12 protein-coding genes are annotated in these 14,582 nt (G+C 67.5%); 8 read left to right on the top strand and 4 right to left on the bottom strand.

The features are described 5' to 3' along the window. Positions 1 to 6: 6 nt before the first annotated feature. Positions 7 to 1,104: a branched-chain amino acid aminotransferase gene (locus tag PNO31109_RS01100; protein ID WP_150553788.1), complete on the bottom strand. Its 1,098-nt coding sequence runs from the start codon at positions 1,102 to 1,104 to the stop codon at positions 7 to 9. A 472-nt stretch (positions 1,105 to 1,576) separates the two neighbouring features. Here PNO31109_RS01100 and PNO31109_RS01095 point away from each other — a divergent pair, with 472 nt between their 5' ends. Beyond that, the gene (locus PNO31109_RS01095) at positions 1,577 to 1,930 is read left to right on the top strand and encodes a hypothetical protein (protein ID WP_150553787.1); all 354 of its coding nucleotides are present in this window, start codon (positions 1,577 to 1,579) and stop codon (positions 1,928 to 1,930) included. Here the strand turns inward: PNO31109_RS01095 and yfcF are convergent. Beyond that, positions 1,917 to 2,618, bottom strand: a complete 702-nt coding sequence (gene yfcF, locus PNO31109_RS01090) for a glutathione transferase (RefSeq protein WP_244958109.1) — start codon at positions 2,616 to 2,618, stop codon at positions 1,917 to 1,919. The two genes, PNO31109_RS01095 and yfcF, sit on opposite strands and share 14 nt — an antisense overlap. 215 nt (positions 2,619 to 2,833) lie before the next feature. Here yfcF and PNO31109_RS01085 point away from each other — a divergent pair, with 215 nt between their 5' ends. The 6 genes from PNO31109_RS01085 to PNO31109_RS01060 all read left to right on the top strand — a co-directional run bounded on the left by PNO31109_RS01085 (position 2,834) and on the right by PNO31109_RS01060 (position 9,331). After that, positions 2,834 to 3,733, top strand: a complete 900-nt coding sequence (locus PNO31109_RS01085; protein ID WP_150553785.1) for a LysR substrate-binding domain-containing protein — start codon at positions 2,834 to 2,836, stop codon at positions 3,731 to 3,733. A gap of 117 nt (positions 3,734 to 3,850) precedes the next feature. After that, the gene (locus tag PNO31109_RS01080; protein ID WP_150553784.1) at positions 3,851 to 4,771 is read left to right on the top strand and encodes a LysR family transcriptional regulator; all 921 of its coding nucleotides are present in this window, start codon (positions 3,851 to 3,853) and stop codon (positions 4,769 to 4,771) included. A 146-nt stretch (positions 4,772 to 4,917) separates the two neighbouring features. Beyond that, positions 4,918 to 5,781: a VOC family protein gene (locus tag PNO31109_RS01075; RefSeq protein WP_150553783.1), complete on the top strand. Its 864-nt coding sequence runs from the start codon at positions 4,918 to 4,920 to the stop codon at positions 5,779 to 5,781. A 55-nt stretch (positions 5,782 to 5,836) separates the two neighbouring features. Beyond that, entirely contained in the window at positions 5,837 to 6,577 is a 741-nt protein-coding gene (locus PNO31109_RS01070) for a class II aldolase/adducin family protein (RefSeq protein ID WP_150553782.1), read from the top strand. Between the two features lie 126 nt (positions 6,578 to 6,703). Next, positions 6,704 to 8,032 carry an MFS transporter gene (locus tag PNO31109_RS01065; RefSeq protein WP_150553781.1) on the top strand — a complete coding sequence of 443 codons (1,329 nt, stop codon included), beginning with the start codon at positions 6,704 to 6,706 and terminating at the stop codon, positions 8,030 to 8,032. Between the two features lie 156 nt (positions 8,033 to 8,188). Further along, a complete protein-coding gene (locus PNO31109_RS01060) occupies positions 8,189 to 9,331 on the top strand; it encodes a porin (protein ID WP_370749587.1) in 1,143 nt (380 codons plus the stop codon). Positions 9,332 to 9,502: 171 nt separating this feature from the next. Here the strand turns inward: PNO31109_RS01060 and PNO31109_RS01055 are convergent, their stop codons facing one another. Then, the gene (locus PNO31109_RS01055; protein ID WP_150553779.1) at positions 9,503 to 10,552 is read right to left on the bottom strand and encodes an aldo/keto reductase; all 1,050 of its coding nucleotides are present in this window, start codon (positions 10,550 to 10,552) and stop codon (positions 9,503 to 9,505) included. A gap of 415 nt (positions 10,553 to 10,967) precedes the next feature. On the opposite strand from PNO31109_RS01055, the gene PNO31109_RS01050 reads away from it, so the two are divergent. Continuing rightward, positions 10,968 to 11,939, top strand: a complete 972-nt coding sequence (locus PNO31109_RS01050) for an AraC family transcriptional regulator (RefSeq protein WP_241013721.1) — start codon at positions 10,968 to 10,970, stop codon at positions 11,937 to 11,939. Positions 11,940 to 11,967: 28 nt separating this feature from the next. Here PNO31109_RS01050 and ligD read toward each other — a convergent pair whose 3' ends face one another. Beyond that, a complete protein-coding gene (gene ligD / locus PNO31109_RS01045; RefSeq protein WP_150553778.1) occupies positions 11,968 to 14,580 on the bottom strand; it encodes a DNA ligase D in 2,613 nt (870 codons plus the stop codon). Positions 14,581 to 14,582 lie beyond the last annotated feature (2 nt).

Genomic DNA, 14,582 nt, shown 5'->3' with positions numbered 1-14,582 from the left:
GCCCTATCAGGCTACGTGGTGGACCCAGCCGAACGGATCGGCGACCTTGCCGCGCTGGATGCCCGTGAGCTGATCGCGGATACGCCTGGTCACCGGACCTTCGCCGCCGTCGCCGATGTTGAATTCGCCCTTGGCATGACGCACTTGCCCGATGGCCGTGACGACCGCCGCCGTGCCGCACGCGAACGTTTCCTTCACGCGGCCGCTGGCCGCATCGGCCTGCCACTGCGCGAATTCATACGGCGTTTCATTGACCGTCAGGCCCTCGCGCCTGGCCAGTTCGATGATCGAGGCGCGCGTGATGCCCGGCAGGATGGTGCCCGAGAGCGGCGGCGTTTGCAGCGAACCGTCGTCCATCACGAAGAAGACGTTCATGCCGCCCAGTTCTTCGATCCAGCGATGTTGGGCGGCGTCGAGGAACACCACCTGGTCGCAGCCCTTGGCGCTCGCTTCGGTCTGCGCGATGAGGCTGGCGGCATAGTTGCCGCCGCACTTGGCCGCGCCGGTGCCGCCGGGGGCGGCGCGCGTGTACTGGTCAGACACCCACACGGTCACGGCCGACTTGCCCGGCTTGAAGTACGGGCCGACCGGGCACGCGATCACGCAGAAGATGTACTCCTGCGCGGCGCGCACGCCCAGGAAGCTCTCCGAGGCGAACATGAACGGGCGGATGTAGAGGCTGCTGCCCTCGGCGCTCGGGATCCACGCCCGGTCGATGTCGACGAGCTTTTCCACGGCTTCGAGGAACACGGCCTCGGGCAGCTCCGCCATCGACATGCGCTGTGCCGACTCGCGAAAGCGCCGGGCGTTCGCCTGCGGGCGGAACAGCGAGATCTTGCCGTCTTCACCGCGATAGGCCTTCATCCCTTCGAAAATTTCCTGTGCGTAGTGCAGCACGGCGCACGCCGGATCGATCTCGAACGGCCGGCGGGCTTCCACCTTCGCGTCGTGCCAGCCCTTGCCCTCGGTCCAGCGGATCGTGACCATGTGGTCCGTGAACACGCGCCCGAACACCGGGTTCGCCAGCTTGGCGGCCACCTGGGCGGCGGGGGTAGGGTTGGCGTGCGGCTCCACGACAAAACGCAGTTCAGTATTGGCGCTCATGTTTCTTCAATGTCTCGGCAGAGGGGGCTTTGAGTCGTCAGTGCCGTTAACGTAAACGGCAAGGTGGCGGTATTTTCCTCCTTCGCGGCCTGCCTGTCGACTGCCTTCACCGTTTCCCGCGTCACGTCGCCGTTTGTGTGGCCACCGCGCTGGGAAAAGTCGCAATTCAATCGGTTTTTGGCGGAAAAGCGCGAGATTTCAGATGATTTGACGAAAACAGGCCACGGCCGCAGCCGTGCGCCGCCTCGACCGAACCCCACGGGGACGTGGCGTGGCCGAGTGTAAAAAATCGTTTCCTGTCACAGGACGGCCGACACTCTGCATTTAACATCGCAACGGGAAGACGCCGGCAACGCTGCCGGGTTGTGGCCGCAGCCGCCGCAGTCACCCCAGTCGGCAATTGGCAAATCGACAGATCGACAGATCGGCAAATCGGCGGCTCCCGGCGGTCGGGACAAGGGTGGGAGGACTGATGAAATCGTCGACGATTCGGATGTTGCGCGCATACCTGCTGGTGGCTTCGCTGGGAGCCGTCTGTATCGACGCGTGCGTGGTGATCGCCATGCTCGTTTTCGACATTCCGGCGCGAGTGTTTACCTCGGGAGACTTCCGAATCGCCATGGCCGCTTCGTTGCTGCTGCTCGTGCTGGCCGCACGCTCGGCAGCGCAATGCGCGTTCAACGCCGCGCTCGCAAGCCGCCACGCCAGGGTGGACGGTGCGCGCGGCAATGGCGAGGTCGCCTTGCGCGACGACTGTCCGTACCGGCCGCTGGTGCTGCTGCATGTACGCATTCATCGCCAAGGGCTGACGCTCATGCCGAGCTGACGCCGGCCTGAAGTCCGCCCGCCGCCAGATTCGCCGCCAGATCCGCCGCCCGCGGCGGGCGCGTCATCGCGAGCCATTCCTGCACGGCGGGACGCGCGAACTGATGGCGGGCATACGCCGCGAGCGCGGGCGGCACCACGTCGTCGTTGTACACCAGGCGATTGAGCATCAACGCGAGATCGACGTCCGCGATGCACCATTGGTCGAACAGCGACAGACGGCCGTCGGGCAGCAGGCTTTGGGCGATCGCGATCAGTTTGCTCGCCGCGGCGTAGCCGGCGTCCGAGAGCGGCCGGTCGGACGCGCGGTAGAAGATGACCTCCGTCGAGCGCTCCTCGCGCAGTGCGCCGAGATCGCTGCGCAGCCACGCCTGCACCTGGCGGGCGCGGGCGCGTTCCCGGGCGCCGGCCGGATAGACCGGCGCAGCCGGCGACACCGTCTCCAGATACTCGCTAATGGCTGATGACTCCGACAACGTGAAGTCACCATGCACGAGCGTGGGCACGCGCCGCGTGAGCGACATGTCGGCGAAGCTCGTCTCGTGATGCGCGCCCTGGCCGAGATCGACCGTGCGCAGCTCGAACGGCAGTCCTTTCTCGCGCAACGTGACGAACACCGACAGCGCATAGGGACTGGAGAACTGTGAATCCACGTAGAGGGTGAACGGGGCGGGGGCAGCGGCTGACACGATGAACTCCTGAGGTGAGGATGGGAGAAAAACGGCGCGTTGGCGGCATGTCCGAAAGGGCGCGCGCGACGGCGATCGAGTCGCCATGTTGCCGCACCGGTGCGGTGATAAGCTACTGCACGAATCGACGGCAAGCTGTGAGTCACGTTCACACCTTGCCGATGGCGCTCGCGTGCGTGCGCCCGCCCGAACCCGCTGAAATGTTGCCGACGACCATGAACGCACCCCATCGCGCCCGTCCGCCGCTGGCCAATCTCGAAACCGTCTGTCTCGTGGCGCGCCACGGCTCGTTTACGGCCGCGGCCGAGGCAAGCGGCCTCACGCACGGGGCGATCAGCCGCCGCGTGGGCGCCGTGGAAAACTGGCTGGGCTGCGCGCTGTTCGAGCGGCACGGGCGCGGCGTCAGCCTGACGTGCGACGGCCAGCGTTTTCTGGGCCGCATCGAGCATGCGTTCGACGTGATCGACGCGGCCGCCGATCAGTGGCATCAGGCGCGCAAGGCGCCGGCGGTCCGGCTGAGCGTCGTGCCGTCGTTCGCCAAGCTGTGGCTATTGGAGCGGCTGCAATCGCTCGAAGCCGGGCAGCCGTTCATCAACATCCAGGTCGCGACGGAACATCGCAACGCCGATGTCGGCGCGGGCGAGGTCGACATCGCGCTGCGTTACGGCCGCGGCGGCTGGAGCGCGGTCGACTCGGAGCCGTTGATGGCCGAGACGCTATACCCGGTCGCGTCGCCCGAGGTGGCGGCGCGTCTGAAGGGCGCGAGTGCGTCCGACATGCTCGCCATGCCGCTGCTGCATGACTCCGATCTGACCGGGTGGCGGGCGTGGTGCGGTGCGCAAGGCGTCTCGCTCAGACCGAGGGCGCGTGATCGCCGCTTCGAGGACTACACGGTCGTGCTGGCCGCGGCCGAAGCGGGGCTGGGCATTGCGCTCGCGCGGGCGCCGCTGGCCGACGCCGCGATCGCCAAAAGCCGCCTCCGGCGCTTGTCGGACACCGAAGTCGAATGTCCGTTGAGCTACCACATCGTGACGGCCAAGCGCGAGAAGCGGCCGGAAGTGCTGGAGGTCATTGCCCGCCTGCACCGCGCCGCGCAGGCCGGCTCGCGCACGTGAATACCACGATCGCCGCCGCGAGCGTGGGCGGGTTTCCCGCAATGCGCACGTGCGCGGGCGTTGCCTAAAATGCCGCACGGCCATTCACGCGACTTTTGCAGGAACGCACCGCTGGGGATGAACTTACGCTCGCTGGATTTGAATCTGTTGCTCGTGTTCGAGTCGCTGTTGCGCACACGCAGTACGACGGTGACGGCCGAGGAACTGAACCTCACGCAGTCGGCTGTGAGCAACGCGCTCAAGCGACTGCGTCTGGCGTTCGGCGACCCGTTGTTCGTGAAGACGCCGCAGGGCATGCTGCCGACGGAGCTCGCCAGCTCGCTCGCCCCGCCCGTGACCGAAGGTCTCGGGCTCATTCGCGGCGCCGTCGAAGCGCCGCACGACTTCGATCCCGCCAAGGCGCAGCGCACGTTCCGTCTCTACCTGAGCGACATCGGGCAATTGATCTTCATCCCGAAACTGATGGCCACGCTCGCCGCCGAGGCGCCGGGCGTTCGCATCGTCACCGTCGACACCACGCCGCGCGAAGCGCAGAGCGCGATGGCGATGGGCGACATCGACCTCACGCTCGGCCTCTTCACGCGCTTCTCGTCGGGCTTTCATCAGCAGCGCCTCTTTCGCGAACACTACGTGGCGCTCGTGCGCGAGGGGCATCCGACGATACGGGGCAAGCTGAGCGCGGACGCGTTCCTCAGCGCCGCGCACGCGGTGTATCGCCCCACCGCCGGCAACCACGACGTGTTCGAAACGGCGGTCGAGCAGTGGTTTGCGCAGGCGGGCCGCAAGCGTCACGTGGCGCTGCGCATGGCGCATTCGATGGGGCTCTCGGCGCTTATCGCGGCAAGCGATCTCGTGGTGTGCGTGCCCACGCGCCTCGGTCGGGCGCTCAAGGCCGCCACGGCGCTGCACACCTACGCGCTGCCCTTCGAAGGGCCCGAGTTCGACATCTCCCAGCTCTGGCATGAACGCTTCCACGCCGACGCCGGCCACCGCTGGCTTCGCAGCACCGTCTTCCGCCTGTTTCACGGCGAGGACTGATTCGTCAGCGCGCCTTCGCGCGCCCATGCTGCATCGTTGATTCACGACGTAAATACCGCGCATTTACGCAATTTGTTGGCGTCATTCGTCGCGTCTCCTTATCGTATCCGTCACGACATTCGAATTACATCCGCAGGAGACAGGCGGTGATCAATCTGCACGACATTCGCTACGTGCGGCTGGGCACGCGCGACCTGGAGGGGGCGACACGCTACGCGCGCACCATTCTCGGGTTGCAGGAAGTGCGTCGGGAGGCCGGTTACGTATTCCTTCGCAGCGACAGCCGCGATCATTCCGTTTGCTACTTCGAGGGCGACCCCACCGATCACACGGTGGCCTTCGACGTGGCGAGCGACGCGCATTTCGACGCCGCCGCCGCGCAGCTCGAGGCCATGCGAATCGACTTTCGCCGTGGCACGCGCGACGAAGCCGATCTGCGTCGCGTGGCCGACTTCCTGACGTTTTGCGATCCTACCGGCAACCGGATCGAGCTGGTGCTGCGCGCCGCGCAGACGGGCCGCCGGTATCACGGCGAGCGCGATGCGGGCATCGATTCGTTCAGCCACGTCGGTCTGTGCACGACGCACGCGCGGCGCGACGAAGCGTTCTGGACGAGCGTATGCAACGCCCGCGTGTCCGATCGCATTGGCGACGCACCGCTGCTGCGCATCGACGACGTGCATCACAAGATCGCGCTGTTCCCGGCAAAGCGCGCAGGCATTCAGCATGTGAATTTCCAGGTCAACGGCATCGACGACCTCATGCGCTCGTGGTACTTCCTGCGCGAGCAAGGCGTGCCGATTCGCTTCGGCCCGGGACGCCACCCCACCTCGCACGCGATGTTCCTGTACTTCGCGGGCCCGGACGGCATGGTCTACGAATACTCCACCGGCGTGCGAAAGATCGCACCCGAGGACGAAGCGACTTACGTCCCGCGCCAGTTTCCGTTCGATCCGACCGGTTTCTGCATGTGGGGCGCGAAGCCCGAGATTCCCGAATTTTCGGCCTGACGCGGCGCGTCGCAATTTCACTTCCAATTCCTGGCGGCAAGGCCGCCGGCTGCCCATGACACAACACACGTTCGATGCCGCGCGCATCGCCGAACTCGACCGCGCAGTGCGCGTGGCGGCGCGCACGCTCGCCCGCGCGGGCCTCGCGCATGCCTACGGCCATTGCAGCGCGCGCCTCGACGCCGATCACTTCCTCGTGTGCGCGGCGCGTCCGATGGGGCTTCTCGGCGTCGGCGAAGCGGGCACCGTGGTGCCGGTCGAGGGCCCGCTGCCCGACGGCGTGCTCGGCGAGGTGCGCCTGCATCAGCAGATTTATCGGCGGCGTGCCGACATCGGTGCGGTCGCGCGCACCATGCCGGCCCGGACGATGTCGCTCTCCACGCTACGCCGCACGCCGCGCGCCTTGCATGGCCCGGGCGCGTATTTCGCCCCGGGCGTGCCGCTGTGGGACGACCCGCAGTTGATCCGCTCCGACGCACAGGCCGCCGCGGTCATCGACACGATGGGAGAGTGCGCGGCCGTGGTGATGCGCGGCAACGGCGCCGTCGTGGCCGCGGACACGCTCGAGGCGATGGTCGCGCTCACCTGGTATCTCGAGGATGCCGCGCGCGTGGAACTCGACGTGCTCGCCGTGCAGGCGAGCGCGCCGGCTGCCGTGCTCGGCCCCGACGAATGCCGGGCGCGCGCCACGCGCTCGGGCCGGATCATCGAGCGCATGTGGGAGTACCTCTCGGCAGGCGACCCGGAGCTCGCGCCCGGCGCGGGCGCGTGTGCGTCAGCCGTTTCGTTGCGCTAGCAGGTTCTCGATGTAGTTGCCCCCAATGTAGTTGCCCCCAACCGGCGGCGCGGCTTGATACAGAGCGTCCGACAGGCGCCACGGCCCGCCGCGCAGTCCACGGTATCCACCGTACAGGAGACAGACATGGAAATATCCGCCCTGATGAATCGCAGGGGCATCACGCCATTTCAGTGGCGCGTGATCGCCCTGTGCTTTCTGATCGTCACGTTGGACGGTTTCGACACGGCCGCCATCGGCTACCTCGCACCGGCCATCCGCAGCGAGTGGGCCATGGCCACCACCAGTCTCGGCACCGTGTTCGGTGCGGGCCTCGGCGGCCTCATGCTCGGCTGCTTCATCTTCGGCCCGCTCGCCGATCGCATCGGCCGCAAGCGCGTGCTGATCCTCTCCGTGGTCCTCTTCTCGCTGGGCAGCATTGCGTCGGCTTACGTCCACAGCCCCACCGAGCTGGCTGTCATGCGATTCATCACCGGCATCGGTCTTGGCGGCGCCATGCCCAACGCGATCACGCTGAGCTCCGAGTACTGCGCGGAGCGCATGCGCTCGCTGCTGGTGACGGCGACCTTCTGCGGTTTCACGCTCGGGTTTGCAATCGGTGGCGAGATCGTCGCGCAGACGCTGCCGCACATCGGCTGGCGGGGCGTGCTGATCGCGGGCGGCGTGGTGCCGCTCGCCATCGTGCCCGTACTCATGCGCTGGCTGCCCGAATCGATGCGCTATCTCGCGGCGCGCGGCGATCGTGGCCAGCAGTTGCTGGCGATCGCGCGCCACATCGATCCGCAGGTCACGCGCATCGATCCGGAGGTAGCGCCGGCCGGCGCATCGCGCTCGGCCGTGGGCGGTCTCTTCGCACGTCGCTATGTCGTGGGCACGATGCTGCTGTGGGCAACGTACTTCTGCACACTGTGCGCCTTCTACCTGCTCACGAGCTGGCTGCCGCTGGTCGTGAAGGACGCGGGCTACACGCTGTCCGAAGCGGCCCGTATCGGCGCGATGCTCCCGCTCGGCGGGACGGTCGGCGCAGTGCTGATCGGTTTCGCGATGGATCGCACGAGTCCGTACCGCGTGCTGGCGGCGTCCTACGTGATGGCGGGCGTTGCGCTGTGCCTGCTCGGCACGCTCACGCATCAGGCCGGCTGGCTGATGCTCGTGGTCTTTCTCGCAGGCTTCGGCGTGGCCGGCTCGCAGACCGGCGCCAACGCGCTCACGGCGGGGTACTACCCGACGCCGTCGCGCGCCACCGGCGTGGCATGGGCACTGGGCGTCGGCCGCCTCGGTTCGATTCTCGGCTCCAGCCTCGGCGGCGTGCTCATCGCATCGGCGGCAAGCATTGCCCAGGCGTTCCAGATCGTCGCCATCCCCGCGTTCCTCGCGGCGGCGCTCATGCTCGTCATGCGCCGTCGTGTGAACCGCGAAAGCGCGGTGCCGGCGACGGCGGCACGCACCGCCTGACGCGTTTGCTCGCGGGCGGGCCATCGGCTCGCCCGCATGGGCAGCTCCCGCGGCGTGCGTCCCGTCCTCCCGGCGGCCGCTCGCAGCGGTGCAACGCCCGACGTCTACCGGCCGGGACAGGCCGGACCACCCCATGCATTTCATGGAGACATCATCTTGACCTACAAGGGACTGCCCGCGCTCGCGCTGGCTGCCGGCCTCGCGTTGGCCCACACTCCCGCCCCGGCCCAGAGCGTGACGCTGTACGGCATTCTGGACACCGGCATCGAATACCTCTCGCATGCGGGTGCGAACAACAGCCCGCTCGTGCGCATGCCGGCCAACACCGGCTCGCTTCCGTCGCGCTGGGGACTGCGCGGCGACGAGGATCTCGGCGGCGGTCTGCACGCCGTGTTCGCTCTGGAGAACGGCTTTAACTTGCGGGCCGGCGATCTGAACCAGGGCGGGCGCCTGTTCGGCCGTCAGGCGTGGGTCGGGCTGTCGAATCCATACGGCACGCTGACGTTCGGGCGCCAGTATTCGATGACGTTCTGGGTCATGAACGACGCGGACATTCTCGGCCCCGACCTTTACGGCAGCGGCTCGCTCGACAGCTACATCCCCAACGCGCGCAGCGACAACACCATTGCGTACAAGGGCGTATTCCAGGGGCTGACGCTCGGCGCGACGTACTCGTTCGGTCGCGACAGCGGCGGCACCGGCAACTCGCCGGGGCAGGGCACGTGCGCGGGGCAGGCGGCTGGCCAGATGACGTCGTGCCGTCAGGTTTCCGCCATGCTCAAATACGACACGCCATGGTTCGGCGTGGCCGGTGCGTGGGACGAGCAGCGCGGCGGTGCGGGCGCCGCCGCGAATTTCTTCAACGGCGCAGCGGCAGTGCCGCTCACGAGTTCGTCGGACAAGGACACGCGCTGGCAATTGAACGGCTACGTGAAAGGCGGCAACTGGAAGGCCGGCGCCGGCTGGCTCGGACGCCGCGTGCAAACCGCTTCGGCCGCGCTCGCCGACGTGAATTCCGACATGTTCTACGTCGGCGCGTTGTATCAATTCACGCCGACGTTCGCGATCGACGGCGAAGTGTTCCGCATGCTCAATGCGCGCCAGAACACGCGCGCGACGATGGCAACCGTGCGCGGCACCTACTTCCTGTCCAAACGCACGGCCGTCTATACGCAACTCGCCTGGCTGGGCAACAGCAGGAACGCAGCGTATTCGGTGAGCTCGGGCGGCGCGGGCGGCTCGCCCACGCCGGGCACGAACCAGTTGGGCGTGAACGTCGGCATGCGGCATACCTTCTGAGGCCGCCCGCCTTTCACCGCGCCCCTGGCTACCCGTCAACGAAACACGGCGCACCGCTTGCGCGGTGCGCCGGTGACGCTTGGAGGTCCTCAGACATGCTCCGGGGCGCTCCGCCGTGTGCTGCCGTGCGTCGTTTGGCAGTTCGGCACGTTCCGCGCCGGACTCGCGGGCTTACAGCAGGCCGGCTTCGGCCAACTGCGCGCGGCGCGGGTCGCCCTGGCGGGAGAGCATCCAGCCGGGATACTCGCTCGGCAGCTCGCTGGCGGCGTTGATCGCCGCGAGCTCGCGCTCGGTCAGGGTGACGCGTGTCGCCGCAATGTTGTCGTCGAGCTGATCGGTGCGCTTGGCGCCGATGATCACCGTTGACACGACCGGCTGGGCGAGCAGCCACGCGAGCGCGATCTGCGCCACGGACACCCCTTTTTCCGCCGCGATGTCTCGCATGACGTCGATGGCATCGTAGGCGCGCTCCACGTTGACCGGCGGGAAGTCGAACGCCTGACGGCGGCTGCCGGCTTCGGCCTGACCGTCGCGAGTGTACTTGCCCGAGAGCAGGCCGCCGGCGAGCGGACTCCATACCATCAGGCCGACGTTTTCGCTGCGCAGCATCGGCACGATTTCGCGTTCGAGGTCGCGGCCCGCGACCGTGTAGTACGCCTGTAGCGACGCGAAGCTCGCGAGGTTGAGCCGCGCCGAAATGCCGAGGGCCTTGGCGATCTGCCATGCCGCCCAGTTCGAGACGCCGATGTAGCGCACGTGCCCCTGGCGAACGAGCGTGTCGAGCGCACCGAGCGTTTCTTCGATGGGCGTGGCCGGATCGAAGCCGTGCACCTGATACAGGTCGATGTGATCGAGCTGCAGGCGCTGGAGGCTGGCCTTGATGCCGTCCATGATGTGATAGCGCGACAGGCCGCGCGAGTTGGTGCCCTGCGCGCCCGTCACGCCGAATACCTTGGTGGCGACCACGACGTTGTCGCGCGGCACCTTGAGGTTGCGCAGCGCCTGGCCCGTGAGGATCTCGGACTGGCCTTCCGAATAGACGTCGGCGGTGTCGATGAAATTGATGCCCGCGTCGAGCGCGCGGCCCACGAGGGCGTCGACGTCGTTCTGCTGCAAATGACCGATCTTGCTCCATAGTTCGCCCTGTCCGCCGAAGGTCATCGTGCCAAGGCACAATTCCGAGACGAACAGGCCGGTGTTGCCGAGTTTGCGTTGTCGCATTGCATCGCTCCGTTGAGATTGCCGCCCATGACGCGCCGTCGAAAGGGGGGCGACGGCGTGGACGGGATGGAGGGCATTATGCGGCGCGGGGCATCAGGCAAGCAGTACCTGTTCCTGCACATTTCCTGCCTGATCCTGCAAGCGGTCCGCCCGGGCAGCATGGCGCGGCACGTCGCAACGCCCGTGAGTGGCGGCAAACCATTGACGCACGGGCCAGGAATGATGACGTCGACCATGCCGGATCGGCCCGCACTCCGTCCCCGATCGAGCCGCTCGCGCGGCGAAATTTGCCGGATTCTCCGGAATTTTTGCCCGATCATGGGCGTTTCTCGCCGGAGGATCGGGCAAGTCACGTCGGCAGGCGTATGCTCTCGCCTATGCGGCCAATGGGGTCGCGCCGGTTGAGGGGATGGACATGCATCTGGTCAAGACACTGCCGCGTGAGGCGCCGAAGCGCGACTTCGCGGACGATCCGTCGCAAGGCGCGCGCGTGGAGCTGGTGCGCCTGCTCGAGCGTGCGACGCACGGGCTGGACGGCACCTCGCCCACCGCCGTGGCGGGGCTGTCCGTGCATCGAATTCCGTACCCGGGCGGCCCGAAGCCGGCCATGCAGCAGCCGGCCTTTGCCGTCATTGCGCAAGGAGAGAAGCGGCTTCAGATCGGCGACGAGCGTTACGCATACGACCCGATGCATTACCTCGTGTCGTCGGTGCATTTGCCGGTCATCGCGCAGGTGTCGGGCGCGAGCGAGCAGTCGCCGTATCTGGGCATGCGACTGGATCTGGACGCGGAAGACGTCACGTCGCTCATCGGCGACGAGAATCTGCCGCCCCCGGCCGCGTCGGCGAACGGTCGGGGGATGTACGTGAACCGCTTGGATGCGGCGTTGCTCGACGCGGTGTTGCGTCTGCTGCGCTTGCTGGAGTCGCCGCGCGACATTCCGATTCTCGCGCCGATGATCAAACGCGAGATCGTATATCGGCTGCTGATGAACGGGCAGGGCGTATTGCTGCGGCAACTGGCGTTGCAGGACAGCCAGATGAACCGTATCGCGCGCGCGGTGCGTTGGCTGCGCGAACACTATGCGCAGCCGTTGCGGGTGGAGGCGCTGGCGCAGGAGGTGCACATGAGCGTGTCGTCGCTGCATCACCATTTCAAGCTGGTGACGGCGATGAGCCCGTTGCAGTATCAGAAGCAGTTGCGATTGCAGGAGGCGAGACGCCTGATCTTCGCGGCAGACGCGGCGGTGGCCGCCGCCGCGCAGGCGGTCGGCTACGAGAGCGCCTCGCAGTTCAGCCGCGAGTACGCCCGGGTGTTCGGCGAGGCGCCGCTGCGCGACAAGCGTCGCTGGCTGCAGGAGGGGGAAGCGGGCCCCGGACGGCGTTAGCCGGCGCCCGCAAGGGCGCGTCGGACGCTCAGTCGCCCAGCCGTTCCAGGATGTCTTTCGTAATGCGTTGTTGCGAGGCCTTCTCGTAGCCGGCCCACGGGTCGCGCCCAAGCGCGCGCAGGCGCTCGAGCGCATTGCGCACGTTCCACTGGTCCGCGCGCTCGAGGTCCGGCAATTCGTCCCATGCGATCGGCATCGACACGGCCATGCCTTCTCGCGCGCGAGCCGAATACGCGCAGACGGTCGTCGCGCCCCGGTAGTTGCGCAAGTAGTCGATGAAGCACTTGCCCACGCGGTGCTTCGGCCCCATCGTCGCCGTGAAGCGGTCCGGAAAGACGCGCGTCATATGTCGCGCCACACGTTCCGCAAAGCCCTTCGCGAGGTCCCAGTCATGGCGGCGCGCGAGCGGCGTCACCACGTGCAGGCCCTTGCCGCCGCTCGTCTTCACGAACGCTTCCAGTCCCAGCGCTTCCATCAGGCTGCGGATCAGTTCCGCACCGTCGCGAATGTGCCCGAACTCGACGCCCTTGCCCGGGTCCAGGTCGAAGATCACCCGGTCGGGCCGCTCGATCAGATCACTGCGTGCATTCCAGGTGTGAAATTCGATCGTGCCCATTTGCACGGCGCCCACGAGGCCGCGCGCGTCGTCGATCTGCATCAGCGGCTGATGGTCGGGATCGAGCGCTGGGTCGAGTTCGTGCACGCCGGGGATCGTTTTTGCCGCGTGCTTCTGGAAGAACATCTCGCCGCCGATGCCTTCGGGCGCGCGCAGTACCGCGAACGGGCGTTGCGCCAGATGCGGCAGCATCCACTCGCTCACCGCGTGGTAGTACGCCGCGAGTTCCGCTTTCGTGACGCCCGAGAGCGTGTCCATCACCCGTTCGCCGTGCGTGATCTTCATCGGCAGTGCGGGGCTGCGGTTCTTCGACGGCGCGGCGCGAGTCATGGATGGAGCCTCCTCATGGACGTTGGCGCGGCCCGCGCGCGGGGCCTCCCGCCGGATCTCTTTCGCTTGTTTGTCGTCGCGCATCGCAACGAAGGACGCCTGCCGCACGTTGCCGCCGCGCGTCCATTGCGCAAAGCGCACCTCCGCGACGAGCCCGGGGCGCAGCCAGTGGACCGGGGCGCGCCCGCCCGGATGCGGCGCGGGCGAGAGCGGTGCACGCGGCGTCTCGAACGTGTCGAGCCGCTTGCGAAGGCGCACCAGTCCGGCCGTGTCGAAACCGGTGCCGACTTTGCCCGCGTATCGCAGTGTCTTGCCGTCGTCATCGTAGTAGCCGAGCAAAAGGGCGCCCAGCCCCTGCCGCGAGCCGGACGGCTCGGTGAAACCCAGCACGATGAACTCCTGGCGTTGCGAGCATTTGAGCTTGCGCCATGCATCGCTGCGACCGCTCACATAGGGCGAGTCGTCGCGCTTGATCATGATGCCTTCGAGGCCTGCGTCGCACGCGCCGTGCCAGAGCGCTTCGAGCTCGCCCGCGACCGGTTGCAGAAAACGAACCGCGTGCTGGTCACCGCCCTCACTGCCCTCACCGCCCTCATCGCCCTCACCGCCCTCGCCTTCATCGAAAAGCATGGCCAGCGCGGCTTGCCGCTCGCGCAAAGGCGTCTCGCGCAGGTCCTGGCCATTGCACCACGGCAGGTCGAAAACATAGATGACGATGGCGTGCGTGGCGTTCTCGTCGAAGGCGCGCTGCAGCGCCTGAAAGTCCGGCAGACCGTGCGCGTCCATCACGACAGCCTCGCCATCGAGCCATGCGTTCGGTAATTTGCGCGCGCGCAGCGCCCGGACGGCGGCGCTGAACCGATGCGTCCAGTCCTGGCCGGAGCGCGTGAAGACGCGAATGTCGTCGCCGTCGATGCGAATCAGCACGCGATAGCCGTCGAGTTTGACCTCGGCGTGCCATCCCGCCGACGCCGGGGCCGTATCGACGAGCGTGGCGAGCATCGGCTCGACGTGCGCGGGCGGCGACATGGCGGAGCGGGCGGAGCGGGCGGAGCGGGTGGTGGGCGCCGCGCGGGCCGGGCGGCCGGTGCGACCGGAGCGGTCTTTGTTCGTGTTGCCGGTGGCGGGGGCCTTCGGTGGGCTCGCACTCGCGGACGGCTTCGACGCCTTGTCGTCGCGCCGGTGGAGCAGCAGCCATTGCGGTTGGCGCGCGGGCTTGTCGGTGCGCACCAGCGTCCAATGCCCTTTCAGGCGCTCGCCGTGCAGCGTGAAAGACAGCTTGCCGTTGGCGTAGTCGCGCCGTGCGTTGCCGTCGGGCTCCCATGAGCCGCTGTCCCAGATGTCGACGTGCCCGGCGCCGTAGTTGCCCGCCGGGATATCCCCTTCGAAATCGGCATACGCCAGCGGATGGTCCTCCACCTGCACGGCCAGGCGCGGACGCGTCACGTCCGGGCTCGGTTGCTTGGGCAGCGCCCACGACTTCAGTGTGCCGTCCAGCTCCAGGCGAAAGTCGTAGTGCAGATGGCTGGCGTCGTGGCGTTGGATCACGAAGCGCAGCGCACGACCGTTGCCCCCGCGCTTGCCACGCGGCTCCGGCGTCGCGGCGAAGTCGCGCTTGGCGTCGTAGGCCGCGAGGGGGCCACGGTGGCGCCCGCGCACGGTTTTTGTCGATGGCTTGGTGCTTCGTGCCGGCATGA

Source organism: Pandoraea nosoerga, from assembly GCF_902459585.1.
GTDB classification, from domain to species: domain Bacteria; phylum Pseudomonadota; class Gammaproteobacteria; order Burkholderiales; family Burkholderiaceae; genus Pandoraea; species Pandoraea nosoerga.
The sequence above is the reverse complement of the archived record's forward strand: the minus strand, read 5'-3'. Positions and strand labels throughout refer to the sequence as shown.

Coding starts and splice junctions, on each gene's coding strand:
- PNO31109_RS01050 (WP_241013721.1), top strand. CDS start 10,968: ATGCATCTGGTCAAGACACTGCCGCGTGAGGCGCCGAAGCGCGACTTC.
- PNO31109_RS01055 (WP_150553779.1), bottom strand. CDS start 10,552: ATGCGACAACGCAAACTCGGCAACACCGGCCTGTTCGTCTCGGAATTG.
- PNO31109_RS01070 (WP_150553782.1), top strand. CDS start 5,837: ATGACACAACACACGTTCGATGCCGCGCGCATCGCCGAACTCGACCGC.
- PNO31109_RS01085 (WP_150553785.1), top strand. CDS start 2,834: ATGAACGCACCCCATCGCGCCCGTCCGCCGCTGGCCAATCTCGAAACC.
- ligD (WP_150553778.1), bottom strand. CDS start 14,580: ATGCCGGCACGAAGCACCAAGCCATCGACAAAAACCGTGCGCGGGCGC.
- PNO31109_RS01100 (WP_150553788.1), bottom strand. CDS start 1,104: ATGAGCGCCAATACTGAACTGCGTTTTGTCGTGGAGCCGCACGCCAAC.
- PNO31109_RS01095 (WP_150553787.1), top strand. CDS start 1,577: ATGAAATCGTCGACGATTCGGATGTTGCGCGCATACCTGCTGGTGGCT.
- PNO31109_RS01080 (WP_150553784.1), top strand. CDS start 3,851: ATGAACTTACGCTCGCTGGATTTGAATCTGTTGCTCGTGTTCGAGTCG.
- PNO31109_RS01065 (WP_150553781.1), top strand. CDS start 6,704: ATGGAAATATCCGCCCTGATGAATCGCAGGGGCATCACGCCATTTCAG.